The sequence below is a fragment of the Planctomycetota bacterium genome, from assembly GCA_016207825.1.
In the GTDB taxonomy this organism is placed as follows: Bacteria; Planctomycetota; MHYJ01; order JACQXL01; family JACQZI01; genus JACQZI01.
The window spans coordinates 18,082-33,155 of sequence record JACQZI010000027.1; the positions used below are offsets into that span (position 1 = coordinate 18,082).

The window sequence follows — 15,074 nt, forward strand, 5'->3', positions numbered from 1 at the left end:
AGTATGTCTAAAAAAGGTTTGATTATTTTTATAATTCTTATCGTGGCTCTTGCCGGGATTGTTGTGTTTGTCCCGCAGGCCAGGGACGGATTTATTGCCGGGTGGAACTGGGTTTTCGGTTCGCCCAAAGCCCTGGAAGCGGGTTATTATTATACCTGCCCGATGCATCCGGAAATACACCTTCCTTCTGCCGGTGATTGCCCTATCTGCGGGATGAGCCTGGTTAAAAAGGAATCCGGCAAGGAAGAGGAAAAAGCCACGAGCATCACCCTTTCCGGCCGCCAGGTCCAAATCGGCGGGATAAGGACGGAAGCGGTTAAAAAGAGGGGTTTGGTCAAAACCGTGGATGCTATCGGCAAAATAGATTACGACGAACGCGCCCGTTACGCGGTCAGCGCGCGGGTTGACGGCAGGGTGGATAAAATTTATGTCAATTTTACCGGCGCAACTATTAAGCCGAATCAAGCTATGGTTGATATATACAGTCCGCAGCTGGTCTCCGCGCAGAAGGAATATCTTTTGTCCCTCGATACGCTTAAAAGTGTCCGGGCAAGTGAATTCAAGGAAACTGTGAAAAGCGCCGAGGAGCTTGTCGAGGCGAGCCGGCAAAGATTGCTGCTGTGGGGAATCACCCCGGAACAGGTCAGCAAGCTGGAAAAGACGCGTGAGGTGGAAAATCATCTGACGATTTATTCCCAGAATAAGGGGACAATTATAACCAAAAATATTGTGGAAGGGCAATACGTCAAGGAAGGCGATGTCCTTTTTGAAACAGCCGATCTTTCCAATGTCTGGCTTTACGCGGATATTTACGAGCAGGATATTCCTTTGCTCGCGGAAGATTCAGCCCGGGAAGCGGAAATAACATCCAAGGCCTTTCCCGGAGAAATATTCAGCGGCCGGATAGAATTTACTTATCCTTTTGTCAATCCGGAAACGCGGACGATGAGGATACGGATTACCATTCCGAATCCGCATTTAAAACTGCGTCCGGAGATGTTTGCCAACGCCCGGATTAAAGCGGCTTTCGGGGAAAAGCTTGCTATTCCGGAAAGCGCGGTGGTCTATACCGGCAAACGAAATATTGTTTTTATGGCGGACGGCGCCGGGGTGTTTACCCCCACGCTTGTTTCTTTGGGGGCGCAGTGGCTTTATGACAAGGATTTTATTTACTCGGAACAAAGCGCTTTGCCTTTCCATCAGGGCATGCAGAGGTATCACGAGGTTTTGGGCGGGGTAAAAGAAGGCGATATAATCGTAACCAGCGGCAATTTCCTGGTGGATGCGGAAAGCCAGATTCAGGGCGCGCTCCAGAGATTTCTTAAAGATTTGCCCGCGCAGGATAAAACAGTTTCCCATGAGAATGTAAAACCATCGTTTAATGAAAACGACGCCTATGTTTGCCCGATGAAATGCGAAAGCTCGGATAAACCCGGCAAGTGCTCCAAATGCGGGATGAATCTGGTGCCGAATACGCCATCGCCGGAAAAGGAGCCGGTGAAACAGGAAAACCCGGCAGAAAAGGATGCTTATATCTGCCCGATGCATCCCGATGTAATCTCTGATAAGCCCGGTAAATGCCCCAAGTGTGGGATGAATTTGGTGCCGAATCCGAAAGCCGGGGAAAAACAGGACCATTCGGAACATAACCATTAAATATGATAAGGAAGCTGATAGATTTATCGATTAAGCACCGGGCGATTGTGCTCTTCGGAGCGGCGCTCCTGACTGTTTGGGGCGTCTGGTCGGTAATCAATACGCCGATTGATGCCATCCCGGATCTTTCCGATACGCAGGTAATTATTTATTCGACCTGGAAAGGGCGCGACCCGGAAACCATAGAAAAGCAGGTCACTTACCCGATAACAGCCAAAATGCTCGCCGTTCCCAAAAGCAAGGTCGTGCGCGCGTTTTCCATGTATAGCTACTCGCTCATCTACGTGATATTCGAAGACGGGACGGATATTTACTGGGCACGCAGCCGCGTCCTGGAATATCTTTCGACCATTGCTGGGCAGCTGCCTGAGGGCGTAACGAGCCAACTGGGGCCCGATGCCACGGGCGTCGGTTGGATTTATCAATATACCCTTGAAGACACTTCCGGTAAATACGATTTGGGCGAATTGCGCGCCATCCAGGATTGGTATGTCCGGTATCCTTTGACCACGGTGCCTGATGTCGCCGAGGTCGCCTCCATCGGCGGCTTCGCCAGGCAGTTCCAGGTGATTATCGACCCGGCGAAATTATTCTCTTTGAATATCCCGCTTTCTCGCGTGGCGGAAGCGATTAAATCCGGCAATAATGACGCCGGTGGCGCCTCGGTGGAAGTCGCGGAAAGGGAAAAACTCCTTAAAGGGATAGGTTATATCAAGACCTTGGGCGACCTGGAAAATATCGTGGTGGAGGTGCGCAATGGGTTGCCGATACTCGTGCGTGATGTCTCCAAGGCGGTTGTAATCGGTCCGGAAATGCGCCGCGGCATCGCGGAGAAAAACGGCGAAGGGCAGGTGGTCGGCGGAATCGTCGTCATGCGCTTCGGCAAGAACGCCCGCGAAGTGATTAATAATGTAAAAGAGAAAATAAGCGAAATATCAAAGGGCTTGCCGGCCGGCGTGGTGATAAAGCCGGTCTACGACCGCTCGGCGCTGATTAACCGCAGTATTAAGACGCTCTCCGACCAGCTGAAAGAAATACTCGGCATGATGGCGTTGGTTTGCATCATCTTTCTCTTTCATATCCAGAGCGCGCTGGTTTCCTGGCTGGCGTTGCCTATCGGCACGCTCATCGCTTTTATCATAATGTATTTCCTGGGCGTAAATTCCAATATTATGTCCCTGGGCGGGATTGCCATCGCGCTGGGCGATATGGCGGATGGCGCTATTTCGCTCGTGGAAAACCTGCATAAGAAGCTGGAAAAAAACCAGGCTGGCAAGAATCATTGGGAACTGGTTGCCGAGGCGGCCAAGGAAGTCGGCCCTGGAATTTTCGGCTCGTTACTGGTTCTGGTTGTTTCGTTCCTGCCTATCTTCGCGCTGGACGGGCAGGCGGGAAGGCTGTTTAAGCCGCTCGCTTATACCAAGACATTTGCCCTGGCCGGCGGATGCCTGATTACGATAACGCTTATCCCGGTTTTGATGGGCTATTTCGTCCGGGGCAAAATTATCCCGGAGAAGAAAAATCCGGTCAACCGCGGATTGATTAATCTTTACCTCCCGATACTTAATTTCTGCCTTAAATACCGCAAAACGGTTTTATTGATTGCGGTTGTCGGATTGCTTTCCATGTATATCCCTTACCAGAAGATTGGTTCGGAATTCATGCCGCCTTTGGATGAAGGTGATATCCTTTATATGCCGACGTCGTATCCGGGAATTTCCGTCACTGTGGCGCAGGACGCGTTACAGCGGCAGGACCAGATTATCAAGATGTTCCCTGAGGTAGCGGTGGTCTTCGGCAAAACCGGCCGGGCGGAGACCGCGACCGACCCGGCGCCGCTGGAAATGGTGGAGACGACCATTTCCTTGAAGCCCCGCGATGAGTGGCTTGCCCGCAAGATAAAAGAAGGATATTTGCTTGGCCTGGCTGAAGACGCGTTGGCTTCGAGCGGGCTGGATGAACAAACGCTCAAAAGAATCTCCCGCGAAACGGAGAACATGGCGCTCTTCAGGCTGAATAAGTTTATCAGGCTGAAGATTGTTTCTTCTTCCGGGCAGCAAGCCGAGCTGGAACGGATTATCCGAGACGAACTCCCCGCAAAAATAAACGAAGAGCTTATTAATGCCATCAAGGAAAATCTCCGGGCTGAAAACATCAAGTTTGATGCCTCTAACTTGAAACTTCCTGTTTCCGAAATCCCCATGCGCCCGGTTGCCTCCACCTACGAGCTTATGTCCGATGATATGGAATCCGAGATGAAATTCCCCGGGTTTGTCAATGCCTGGACCATGCCGATAAAAACGCGGATAGACATGCTTTCCACCGGCGTAAAAACTCCGGTTGCCATCAAGGTTTTCGGGCCGGATATCAATATCGCGCAGGAGATAGCCAAGGAAATAGAGACCGCGGTAAAGCGCGACCCCGGCACACAGAGCGCCATCGGGGAAAGGTTTACCCAGGGGTATGTTACATTTGATATCAAGCGCGAAGAATGCGCCCGTTACGGCTTGAGCGTGGGAGAGGTGCAGGATATTATCGAAACCGCCATCGGCGGGATGAATATTTCGGAGATAGTCGAAGGCCCTTACCGCTTCTCGGTAAATATCAGGTATCCCAGGGAGATGAGGGATAATATCGAAGAACTCAAAAGGGTCTTGGTTTCTGCTTCCGGCGGACAGAATATTCCCTTGATGAGCGTCGCGGATATCGTCTTTAAGGACGGATATTCCTCCATAAAAACAGAGCAATCCATCCCGGTAAGCGTGGTTTATATTACTCTTAAAGAAGGGCAGGACGTAGGAAGTTATGTGGCGCGCGTGAAAGGATTCCTTGAAGGCAAAATAAAACCGCCTGCCGGATATTATTATTCTTTCAGCGGGCAATACGAATATATGGAGGCGCTCAATAAAAGGCTTTTGGTAGTCGTTCCGCTTACCTTGGTTATAATTACAATCATCGTCTATTTTACGGTCGGCAGCATCCTGATGACGCTGATATTGCTTATCACCCTGCCGTTTTCCCTGATTGGCGGATTCTGGTATATGTATATAATGGATTTTAATATGAGCCTGGCGGTTGTTTCCGGATTCATTGTCCTGGCAGGCTTTGCTTCGCAGACCGCGATAATCATGCATGTCTACCTGGATTTGGCAATGGAAGAGAAAATAAAGTCCGGAATCCCGATAACCAAAGGCGTGATAAATGCCGCGATGATAGAAGGCGCGGTCATGCGCGTCCGCCCGAAAATAATGAGCGTGGCGACCAGCTTTTTCGGGTTATTGCCCTTGCTCTGGACGAGCGCCGCGGAAGGGGGACCCTTACTCAGGATGGCCGTGCCTTTGATGGGCGGGCTCGTTACCTCCGTTATCCATACATTGCTTTTGATACCGCTTTACTACGCGATTTATCTGGAAATAAAATATAAGAATAAGGAAAGGAGAAAAACATGAGGAATATAGTGATAGGCATGGCAATTGCCTGCTTGGTAATTATTGCGGGATGCAATAAGTCCGAACCGGAGAAGCCGGAGACCTCGCCGGCGGCTGAAACAACGGCAACCACAACGGTGCCCACGGCAGACGAAAACGCAAAAGTGCTTCCACATACGATAACCGAGGCCGAAATAGGGAAAGAGGCGGCTTGCCCGGTGATGGGGAGCAAGATAAAGGTGACCAAGGACACGCTTTCCGCTGAATACCGGGGTAAGATTTATTATTTCTGTTGCGATGGCTGCCCGGATGATTTTGCCAAAGACCCGGAAAAATATACGAAGAAGTGAAGCTCCATAGGAGAGATGATTTAAATTATTATAAATAGAAAGGAAGGTATTATGGACATGCTTTGCAGGCAATGCGAACAAACCGCCAAAGGAACCGGATGCACCGTTAAAGGCGTCTGCGGCAAAGAGCCGGAAGCCGCGGTCTTGCAGGATTTAATCCTGTATGGCTTAAGGGGCGTCGGAATCTACGGGCAACTCGCCCGCCAGCTCGGCGTTAAAGACAAGGATGTCGATTACTTTGTCATGAACGCCCTTTTCACCACGATTACCAACGTCAACTTTGACGTAAAAAGGCTTAAAGAAATAGTCAAAGAGACTTACGAAACAAAGGAAAAGATAAAGAAGCTGTTTTTGGATGCCTATAAAAAGAAGAACAGCAAGGAGTTTTCCGGAACGCTGCCTAAAGCGGCCGAATGGAAGCCGGCTGATGATTTGCCGGGCATGCTGGCGGAAGGGTCTAAAGTGGGCGTCCGGGAAAATCCGGATTTGAACGAAGACTTAAGAAGCCTGCGTGAATTGCTTTTATACGGCGTAAAAGGCATCGGCGCTTACGCGCACCACGCTTGGCTTTTGGTCAAAGAAGACGAAACCGTCACGGCATTTTTCCATAAAGCGCTGGCCGCACTGGCCGATTACTCGCTTTCCGCGGATGAGCTGACCGGTCTTGTCATGGAAGCGGGTAAGGTTAACCTAAAATGCATGGAAATCCTAGACCAGGGGCATACCGAAAGGTTTGGAAATCCCGAGCCGACTTCGGTTTACCTGGGGGTGAAAAAAGGTCCGGCAATCATTGTTTCCGGGCATGATTTGGTGGATTTGGAGGAGCTCTTAAAACAGACCGAAGGCAAAGGCGTGAATATTTACACGCACGGCGAGATGCTTCCCGCCCATGCCTATCCCGGCTTGAAGAAATACAAACATCTGGCCGGACACTTCGGAAGCGCCTGGCAAAACCAGCAAAAGGAATTCGATAACGTCCCTGCGGCAATCCTGATGACGACAAACTGCATCCAGCAGCCGCGCGATTCTTACAAAGACAGGATATTTACCACCGGCATGGTCGCGTTTCCCGGATTAAACCATATTCCCAACTACACGCCCAAGGATTTCAGCAAAGTCATCGAAAAGGCATTGGCGTTAAAGGGATTTGCCCAAGACAGCCACGAAAAGGATATCACCATCGGGTTTGGCCACGCGGCCGTCCTGGGCGTGGCGGGCAAAGTGATTGACGCGGTAAAGAGCGGCGCGATAAAGCACTTTTTCCTGATAGGCGGCTGCGACGGCGCCAAGCCGGTCCGGAACTATTACACCGAATTCGCCCAGAAAGTGCCCAAAGACTGCGTGATACTTACTCTCGCCTGCGGAAAGTTCAAGTTTAACCGGCTGGACTTCGGCGATATCAACGGGATACCGAGATTGCTGGACATGGGCCAGTGCAACGACGCCTATTCGGCGATAAAAGTTGCCGGCGCGCTGGCGGACGCCTTCAAATGCACGGTTAATGACCTGCCGTTGTCGCTGGTGCTTTCCTGGTATGAGCAAAAAGCGGTCTGCATCCTGCTGACGCTCTTGTCATTGGGCATAAAGAATATTAAGCTGGGTCCGTCTCTGCCGGCGTTTGTCTCGCCCAATGTCCTGAAAATACTGGTGGAGAAATTCAATATCGCCCCGATAACCACGCCCGAGGAAGACTTAAACAGCATCTTGGGCGCGAAGATTAAGGCGTAAGTTTGATATAGGTAAGATGAATCTAAAACGCCCCGATATGAAATCGGGGCGTTTTCATATCTGATTAAAGAAAGGAGCGGGAAATATGAATACCAGAACCTTATTGATTGCCGCGATATGCGCGGTATTTGTGGCGGGTTATGCAACGATAACCATGGCGGAGGACGATGCCTTCGCGGTTTTGGAGCAACTGGAAAAGAATTATGTCGGACTGGAAAAACCGGGGCTGGATACACTGGCTGCCAAGGCTAATTGTTCCTTGTCCCCTAAAACAGATGTTATGATTTATTGGATGAAAGGAAAAGGCGTTAAAGCAAAGGCCGAAGGCGATGGCACCGATTCCATGGTGGCTAAGCAAATGGTTGAGGCGTATATAAGGCTTACCGGACTGGGGATAAAAACACAAAAAGAAATGTTTGGTTTTAACAAAGATAATGTAAAGATAACCTCTGAACCGGCTGTTTTGAAAGACGGCACCAAGGTTACCCAGCTGACTATTGTCCCCAAAGACGATAAAAAAGCAAAGGAGTTAGGCTTCATTAAAACGATTTTTATGATAGACACCAAAGAATGGGTGTTAAGGCAGTCAAAAATAACCACAAAAGAAGGTGAAGCCGTGGTTGATTTTGAATACAAAGACGGTTTGATTACCAAGATGTCCGCGACCACTTTAAGCGCGAGCACCGTAGTGACCAATACTTACGCGACTGTGGATAAGTTCACCGTGCCGGCCAAGACGGAAGTCTCCATGGATGGCAAGGAGATTCCGGATAATATGAAAAAAATAACCATCAGCTATTCCGATGTTAAAGTAAACGGCAAAATTCCGGATGAGATTTTCGCCGAGCCGAAAGCCGGTGACGTCCCCAAGCCGACGGAAAACGCGGCCCAATTATTCCAGCAGGTCCAGCAGGCAATGCAAAAAGGCGATATGGAAACTGCCAGGCTGAAATTAAAGCAGATTGTGACCTATTACCCTGACGACCCCATGGCCAAAGCGGCCGAGATGATGCTTCAAAATCTTCCTGAATAAGCATCTTGCGTATTATAAAGAAAGGAGCGGGGTATGTTTAAGGAGTTTAAGGCTTTCGCGATGAGGGGGAACGTCCTGGATATGGCAATCGGCATCATCATCGGCGCCTCGTTCGGTAAAATCATCACCTCGATAGTGAATGACGTCCTGATGCCGCCTATCGGCATGCTTTTGGGCAAGATGGATTTCTCCAACCTTTTTGTGGTATTGTCCGGTGATACCGCCGGCAAGGCGATAAACACCGTGGCGGACGCCAAAGCGGCGGGACTGGTGACGGTAAATTACGGGCTGTTTGTAAACACGCTTATAGATTTTATCATCGTGGCGTTTGTGATATTCATGCTGATAAAGCAGATAAACCGCCTGAAGAAAGAAGAGCCCAAACCGGTTACTGCGCCGACGACCAAGGACTGCGGATATTGCTTTACGGCGATTCCGCTTAAGGCTGTCAAGTGTCCGCATTGCACTTCGACATTACAATAATTAGCATGAATCAGCCGGGGCGATTCTGGGAGGGTTGCTCGGCGCGGAAGCGATTCCGGAGAACCTTATCCGTGAGGTGGAAAACTCCGCAGGCATCAAAAAACTCGCCCATGATTTGTTTATGGCAAGGCAGGTAATGATTTAAAATTATCAGGAGTGGTGTATTCCCTGAATTCTCACCAGAGAGACATTCAAAATATTTTGCCACAAATAGAATTTTTCTCTTGACAACTCCATGATAGATACTATAATCAAAAATAATTAATTGATTCGCCTGGACACAAAATAGATTTCAGCATCTTTGAGCAAGCAGCAGATTTTGGCGGGCTATTTATCGTTATCTGTCTATAAAGGAGAACGCCATGAGAAAAACAAGACTGTTTGCTTTAGGATTGCTTACGATTTGCTTAGCCTCTGTTTTTCCTCTTTTATCGGAGTCAAACAATCAAACCACATTGGCAGAAAATGCCAGCAGTTTCTTTGTTGCCGATGTCAATAACGACAGCCGGCCTGATATAATCCTTTTCAATCCGCATAAAACTTCCGAATATACGGTTCTCCTTAATCAGGGTAATAGCGCATTCAATACACAGGCTAATTTCAAAATGCCTGATTCGGTTAAACCGGATAAACTGTTCACTACCCTGGAAATAGATATTGATAACGACGGAACAAACGAACTCCTTGAAATAACAGATAATAAATTAGTCCTGGATACGGCCCCGCAATCGCCTGTGGCGAACGAAGCCGAACCGCCTGATACCAATCCGCTCAAAAGCCTTGCCTTTTCGTCAGATACGCTGGTCGGCGCTTCTGCCGAAGAGATTACCGGCATGGTCGCAACGCCTCTGGACGATTTCGGCGTGATTACCGAAGCCTTGATGGGAAACGTGGATGATGTGGTTTACGTGGAATTACAGTTGAATTTAGCACCCCGTTATTACTGGGGCGCGGTCCTGGCCAAAGTTACCGGCGCGGATATTATTTCCATAGAAGAAAGCTATGATACATGGAATACCGGAATGGGTTTGTGGTGGATGTCTTTTTCGGCAGACCCTGCCCGGGGCGGCGCCGGAAAACTTTATTATTACGACCACATCCATTCGCCTGATAACGACACATATCAAAGCGAAGGCTCATCCTGGTCAGCCGCCTGGGAAGCGGAAGGCGAGCTTTATGGTTCTGCGCAGGGGCCATCCGGCAGTATTGTCAGCGGCACGGCAGTTTCTGAAGCCCGGTTCTTCTTTTCAGGCTCTGCAGGTGCTTATGTCCCGCCCAGGTCAGGCATTCGCCTCGGATTAAGATTAAAAGATGCCGAAAAAGTCACGGTTCAGATTTCCCGCCACGAGCAGTTCGACTTTAGCTGGCTGAATTTTGATTATGTCCAGCCGGAGCAGGAGATAGCGGTTGTCCCGCGTGAAGAAAATTACCAATCCGTTCATAAAGAAGGGCAAAACGTCTGGATGCAGGCTTCCGGCCCGGTTACGGCCGCAGTTGGGTCGGATGTTACTATCAAGGCATATGGCGAATTGATGTATAATATAAATGAATACTCTGCTTCGGCGGAAAGGGTGGATACACAGGGTGGAAGCACCGTATTAACCGATACCGGCGTAACCGCGGGCAACCAATTCGGTCCGATTGCCTATACATATAATATAACTCATGCAAGCCATGAAGTGATAAATTTTATTATGAGGAGTTTAGGGGCTTCTCCCCATCTGCCGGCAGAACTGTATATGACTTACGGAGTAAAACTTTCTGATGCCACGCCTCCGGCCATTACAATCAACTCGCCCCAGGATGGCAAGAAATACGGATTAGTAGAAAGCACCAGCATAGATGTTATGATAATTGATAACCAATCAGGTGTGGCAGCGAGCAAAATCACTCTTAATGGCAAAGAGGTAAATCAAGGCTATAACATTGAGATTGCCAGCCTTCTGGCGATAACGAACACCTTAACCGTCTGGGCGATAGACAATGCCGGTAACGAAGCAACTAAATCCAGTACATTTTACGTTGATTGTTCAGTGGCAAGCATCCGGGCATTGATACTAAAAGGCATGGCCGATGGTTCAATCAGATGGTGGCTTGGTTACTCCTTCCTATTCAGATTAGCTTGGATTGAAAGAGCCATTGAAAACGGAAATATTAGTGCTGCGGTAAACATGATAAATGACTTTATCAGAACACTTATGAATCAGGTTGATAGGCGTGTAGAATTAGAAATTGGTTCCCATATAATTTTCGGTTTAGCTCAATTGAGTTATTTGATTAATCCACTACCGCCTCCAGCCCCATGCTCATGGACGGTAGATGACGGTAAAAACTATGTTTCTGAAACAGAGAGAACCACCACCTTTGAGATTGGTTCTGAACGAGGTATTCCCTGCGGTTGGCCACCTCCGGGCATACCGGTTGCTTATGAAACAGGTAATCATAGGGTTTTCTTTCCGTCTCATCCGGGAACAAGGAATATAACATTACCAGTAAGAGATAACCGTGCCGGTATAAATATAAATGTCGGCTCAGGTTGTTTCCCGCCATGGATTGCCGTGTTAAAAATCTGGCAGCTTAATGATATACTAAGCCAACGAAGGCCAAAAGCAGAAGAAGTAGAAAAACTATGGAAAGGAACGGGGGGTGAACTCGGCATAATTGATTTGGAAAAGGAAATAATAGAAACTGAAGAAAAATCTTGGGGCGATATTGCAGAAGTTATGAGTCAATTCGAAGCTGGGAATCTATCTGAAGATAAATGCAAGGAAGAAAAAGAGACTATTCGACAAAACGCTAAAGATGAAGTGGAAAGTTTAAGAGAACAAATAAAAGATAAACAGAACTTATTAAAAGTTCTTTTTGCGGAAATTGCCCAATACGATGAAGCATTGACAAAGACTATTTCCAGCGGTTGTTATGCATCGGATTATAACACTACTATGATAGTCAGTTTGCACAGCGTTACCCCTCGCGCCGGATTAATTCCATCAGAAGGAAAAGCGACTTTTCGCGGTTACTTTGATGTGATTCCAGATGAAATTACTTTCGGAACTGAAGAAATTACAGTCAGTGATATAGAACTCATAGACAAATTTACCGCTAAAGCCACAGTTACCATAGGCGATACCGATGCGGATATAACCGGATGGAAAGACGTGAAAGTAACCATAGAAAAAGCAAATCCTACTAAACCGGCTGCTGACAAACTATTTGCCGTATGTAAATTAGAACTGAAGTTTATCGTAAATGGAAATGAAGAAAATGATGCATATATCGGATTGAATAATGATGATAATAATAACAACAACGTTAACGATATGGGAGAATCAGGCTTTACGGATGCAAGTTTGGTCGAACTCGTGATTAAGCCAATACCATCTATAGTTGGAAGAGAAGTTAAATTGAATATCAACAACTCGGGTAGTGATAAAATAAAAGTATGGACAAGCCAGCAAAAGGGAAGAGAAGTACTTTTACCGGAACAATTTTTATCAGGTGATTTAGGGAAAAGCCTTTGGGTCGAAGGGATAAAAGGCAGTGATTTTGAGAAAGATATTAGGTTTTTATTAGAATATGATGAGTTTTTTCCTACTGGTGGTATGCTGGGTGAAAACAAAACCTCTGAACCTATCGAAGGGACGGTCATTGGACTAGAGATTGATTTCGCAAATACACCTCGTGATGATGATGACTATGTAATGCAAGGAGTTACCCAAAATGTAAAGGTAAAATTGGTTGGTCCGGCAACAAGCGTTGGTAATATTACGGCACTCGCTATCGACCCTTCGGATGATGCCAGGATTACGGCACCTAATCAATTGCCACAACCTATTAGTGTTGCCAATCCGCTTAATGTAATAGTATTTGGCGAAAAAATGAGCGTAGGCATAGATAAAACATTTCTGAAAGTTACTGGTAAAATAGGGAGTTTAGAGTTTAAGCCCATAGAAAATTTTACGGTTATTGCCGCGCCATTCGTTAATATAGATGCCTGGAAATTACAATATGCTACCGATGGTAACGATATTTTTAAGGAATATCAGGATAATAATTATGAAGCGCCCCGAAACAGGTTAGACGAAGAAAAAGAGCTTAATCCCGGTGCGATTGTTGGCTTCAACGCCGATGATGATAATAAGAATTATAAAATGGACAAAGACGAAGAAAATATTGCTATCAACCATGAAAATGACCTTGTTAAGTTGACCTTGTATGCTGAAGTGGCACAACAAGTTCCTAATCCTTCAATCCAATTAATGCTTCAACAAAAGCCAATAAACGGCGTAAAAGGAGGGAGGATACGAATCTGGAGAACTAGACAAAAAGATACCCAGGGTCCTGTTATTGATGAAAATAATCTAGTTGCAAACTTTACCACGCAAAATCTGCCTGCCGAACTTTGGGTTGAAGGGACGAGATTAAGTGGAGAACCTCGAGACCTCTCTCTTACCCTTAGTATCTTTTCTGGTGGAGGCTTGGTCAGAAGCGATGCTATAAATTTGACCGTAGTTGGGGTTGAGGTGCATGCCGAAGCTGATATTAACAGCCTCACAACTAATTATATCCGCTTGTTTGATAATAAGGATGCTCCTAATGGCGAAACGGATATTGACAAAATGACAGAAGGAAAAGTGCATGCCCGGGTTTATCTGGCATCTAACGGCAGTGATGTAGATATAGAAACTTTCAGCTTTACCCCCGGAGCGGCTGGAAAAACAATCACTTTCAAGGAAGAAGTGCCGACAAAAAACAATTACATGGATGCGAACGAACTTGAACCAATATTAATAAATGGCACGGAACTTGAATATATAAATGATCCGCTTAGCGGAATGTTCGCGGTAACTGAAAATATTCAGTTTCAAGATTCTTCTTCCAATGAACCTGCCGGTGGTGTTCCGGCTGTTGTCGGGGGAAGATTAGTTTTCACTTATTGGGAAGACCTGCCGCGCCATGATTTTGGTATCCGACCGCCCGGATGGTTGGTAAATGTAGTTAAAGTTGATTTGGATTTGCAGAATCTACCGGAAATAAATGAGGAAATATCTGGGGCATTTGTATTAGAAAGCGGGGCGATAACAGGAACAATAGTTATATCCTCCATCATAGCCGGCAACTGGCGATTAACCTTTCCAAACAATGTAACCATTAGTAGAACGGATACATCCGCATTCATCAACTCTGGCGATTTACATCCCATTGTAGCTAATCAAGCAATTAGTATTCCTATAGAAGTAGAAGGAACAACTGTCAGTTTTCAGAATCGGATAAAACTTGAATTTATTCCTCAATATAATCCAGTTCCCATAACAGATACGGTGTTAGCAACTGTTTACAATATAGAATACATAGAACAAACAACTAGAACAACGCCTTTAAATCGGTTGAATTCTATTAGAAATCCAGCCTACATAGTAAATGATAGCAGCGGCGAAGCTATATTCCGAATCAAAAGCATTTCTCCTGCGATTTTTGATGGCGTTAACAATGATAGATTAAAATGGAGAATTAAAAGCGGTTCCACTGGTGATGTACGTTTTTACAATAATATCGGGACAGAAATATCCTGCAGAGGAACCAAATTGGGGGATATTCAATTTGCTCTCGAAATAGACGGCTATGAAATTATTACACCAGAATTTAAATCACGTGTTGTTAATGAGCGGACAGTAACGGTGAGGGTAAATATTATCAACACTCCTGGATTAGTAACTTTTGTAAGCACTAAATCAGAAGTAGATGGAATGATAGAAAGAATGAATATCTACTGGCGACAATTGGGTATTAGATTTGAGTTAGAAAATAGCAGAACAATAAGAAATATGCCTTCTGGGGTAGTAGCAACCGCCATAGGAAACGGAGTATTTAAAGTAAATGTGCCTATTACCGCTTTTGATGGAACAATACTTAGTGCGCTCACTAATCAGGAAATAACAGAATTACAAATTGTTAATAATATAAACAGGTCTGCTTCTGCTAACGTGGTAAATATCTATTCTGTAGCTAATGTTGGAGGTGCTGGTGTAGCGGGGCTTACATTTCCCGGACTTGCAACAAATCCAGCAAATACCCCATCAGAATTGGCTTTTACCACAACTGAGCTAACTACTGGGGATATACTTTTTGCTAGACCCTGCATGTTTGTTGATGGCGATACGGCCGGTAATATTCCCGTATTAGATGTTATCAAGAATACATGGGCTCACGAAATAGGACATTATTTCCGCTTAAGACATCCAGATGATATTGGTAATGTTTCACCGCTAATTATTAATGATGGGAGGAATCTTATGACTGGTCGCGGGCAGACTTATCCTGTTGCTGAAGATTTAATTGGAGAACAGGGAAGCATAGCCATAAAATCACAATTTGTTAGAGATAGATAAGGAGAAA

8 protein-coding genes are annotated in these 15,074 nt (G+C 46.4%); 7 read left to right on the forward strand and 1 reads right to left on the reverse strand.

Going from position 1 to position 15,074, the window contains the following annotated elements:
• Positions 1-3: 3 nt before the first annotated feature.
• From HY811_09770 to mscL, 6 genes are all read left to right on the forward strand, one after another.
• Complete coding sequence (locus HY811_09770) at positions 4-1,656, forward strand: efflux RND transporter periplasmic adaptor subunit (protein ID MBI4835089.1); 1,653 nt, start codon at positions 4-6, stop codon at positions 1,654-1,656.
• Positions 1,657-1,658: 2 nt separating this feature from the next.
• On the forward strand, positions 1,659-5,105 hold the full coding sequence (locus tag HY811_09775; protein MBI4835090.1) for an efflux RND transporter permease subunit: 3,447 nt from the start codon (positions 1,659-1,661) through the stop codon (positions 5,103-5,105).
• A gap of 200 nt (positions 5,106-5,305) precedes the next feature.
• Positions 5,306-5,434 carry a YHS domain-containing protein gene (locus tag HY811_09780; protein MBI4835091.1) on the forward strand — a complete coding sequence of 43 codons (129 nt, stop codon included), beginning with the start codon at positions 5,306-5,308 and terminating at the stop codon, positions 5,432-5,434.
• A gap of 51 nt (positions 5,435-5,485) precedes the next feature.
• The gene (gene hcp / locus HY811_09785) at positions 5,486-7,162 is read left to right on the forward strand and encodes a hydroxylamine reductase (GenBank protein MBI4835092.1); all 1,677 of its coding nucleotides are present in this window, start codon (positions 5,486-5,488) and stop codon (positions 7,160-7,162) included.
• Between the two features lie 85 nt (positions 7,163-7,247).
• Entirely contained in the window at positions 7,248-8,195 is a 948-nt protein-coding gene (locus tag HY811_09790; GenBank protein MBI4835093.1) for a hypothetical protein, read from the forward strand.
• A gap of 33 nt (positions 8,196-8,228) precedes the next feature.
• Positions 8,229-8,678, forward strand: a complete 450-nt coding sequence (mscL, locus tag HY811_09795; protein MBI4835094.1) for a large conductance mechanosensitive channel protein MscL — start codon at positions 8,229-8,231, stop codon at positions 8,676-8,678.
• Positions 8,679-9,243: 565 nt separating this feature from the next.
• On the opposite strand, the gene HY811_09800 is transcribed toward mscL, so the two are convergent.
• Positions 9,244-9,513, reverse strand: coding sequence for a hypothetical protein (locus tag HY811_09800; GenBank protein ID MBI4835095.1), 270 nt, complete (start codon positions 9,511-9,513; stop codon positions 9,244-9,246).
• Here HY811_09800 and HY811_09805 point away from each other — a divergent pair.
• The gene (locus HY811_09805; protein MBI4835096.1) at positions 9,512-15,067 is read left to right on the forward strand and encodes a hypothetical protein; all 5,556 of its coding nucleotides are present in this window, start codon (positions 9,512-9,514) and stop codon (positions 15,065-15,067) included. The genes HY811_09800 and HY811_09805 overlap by 2 nt on opposite strands.
• Positions 15,068-15,074 lie beyond the last annotated feature (7 nt).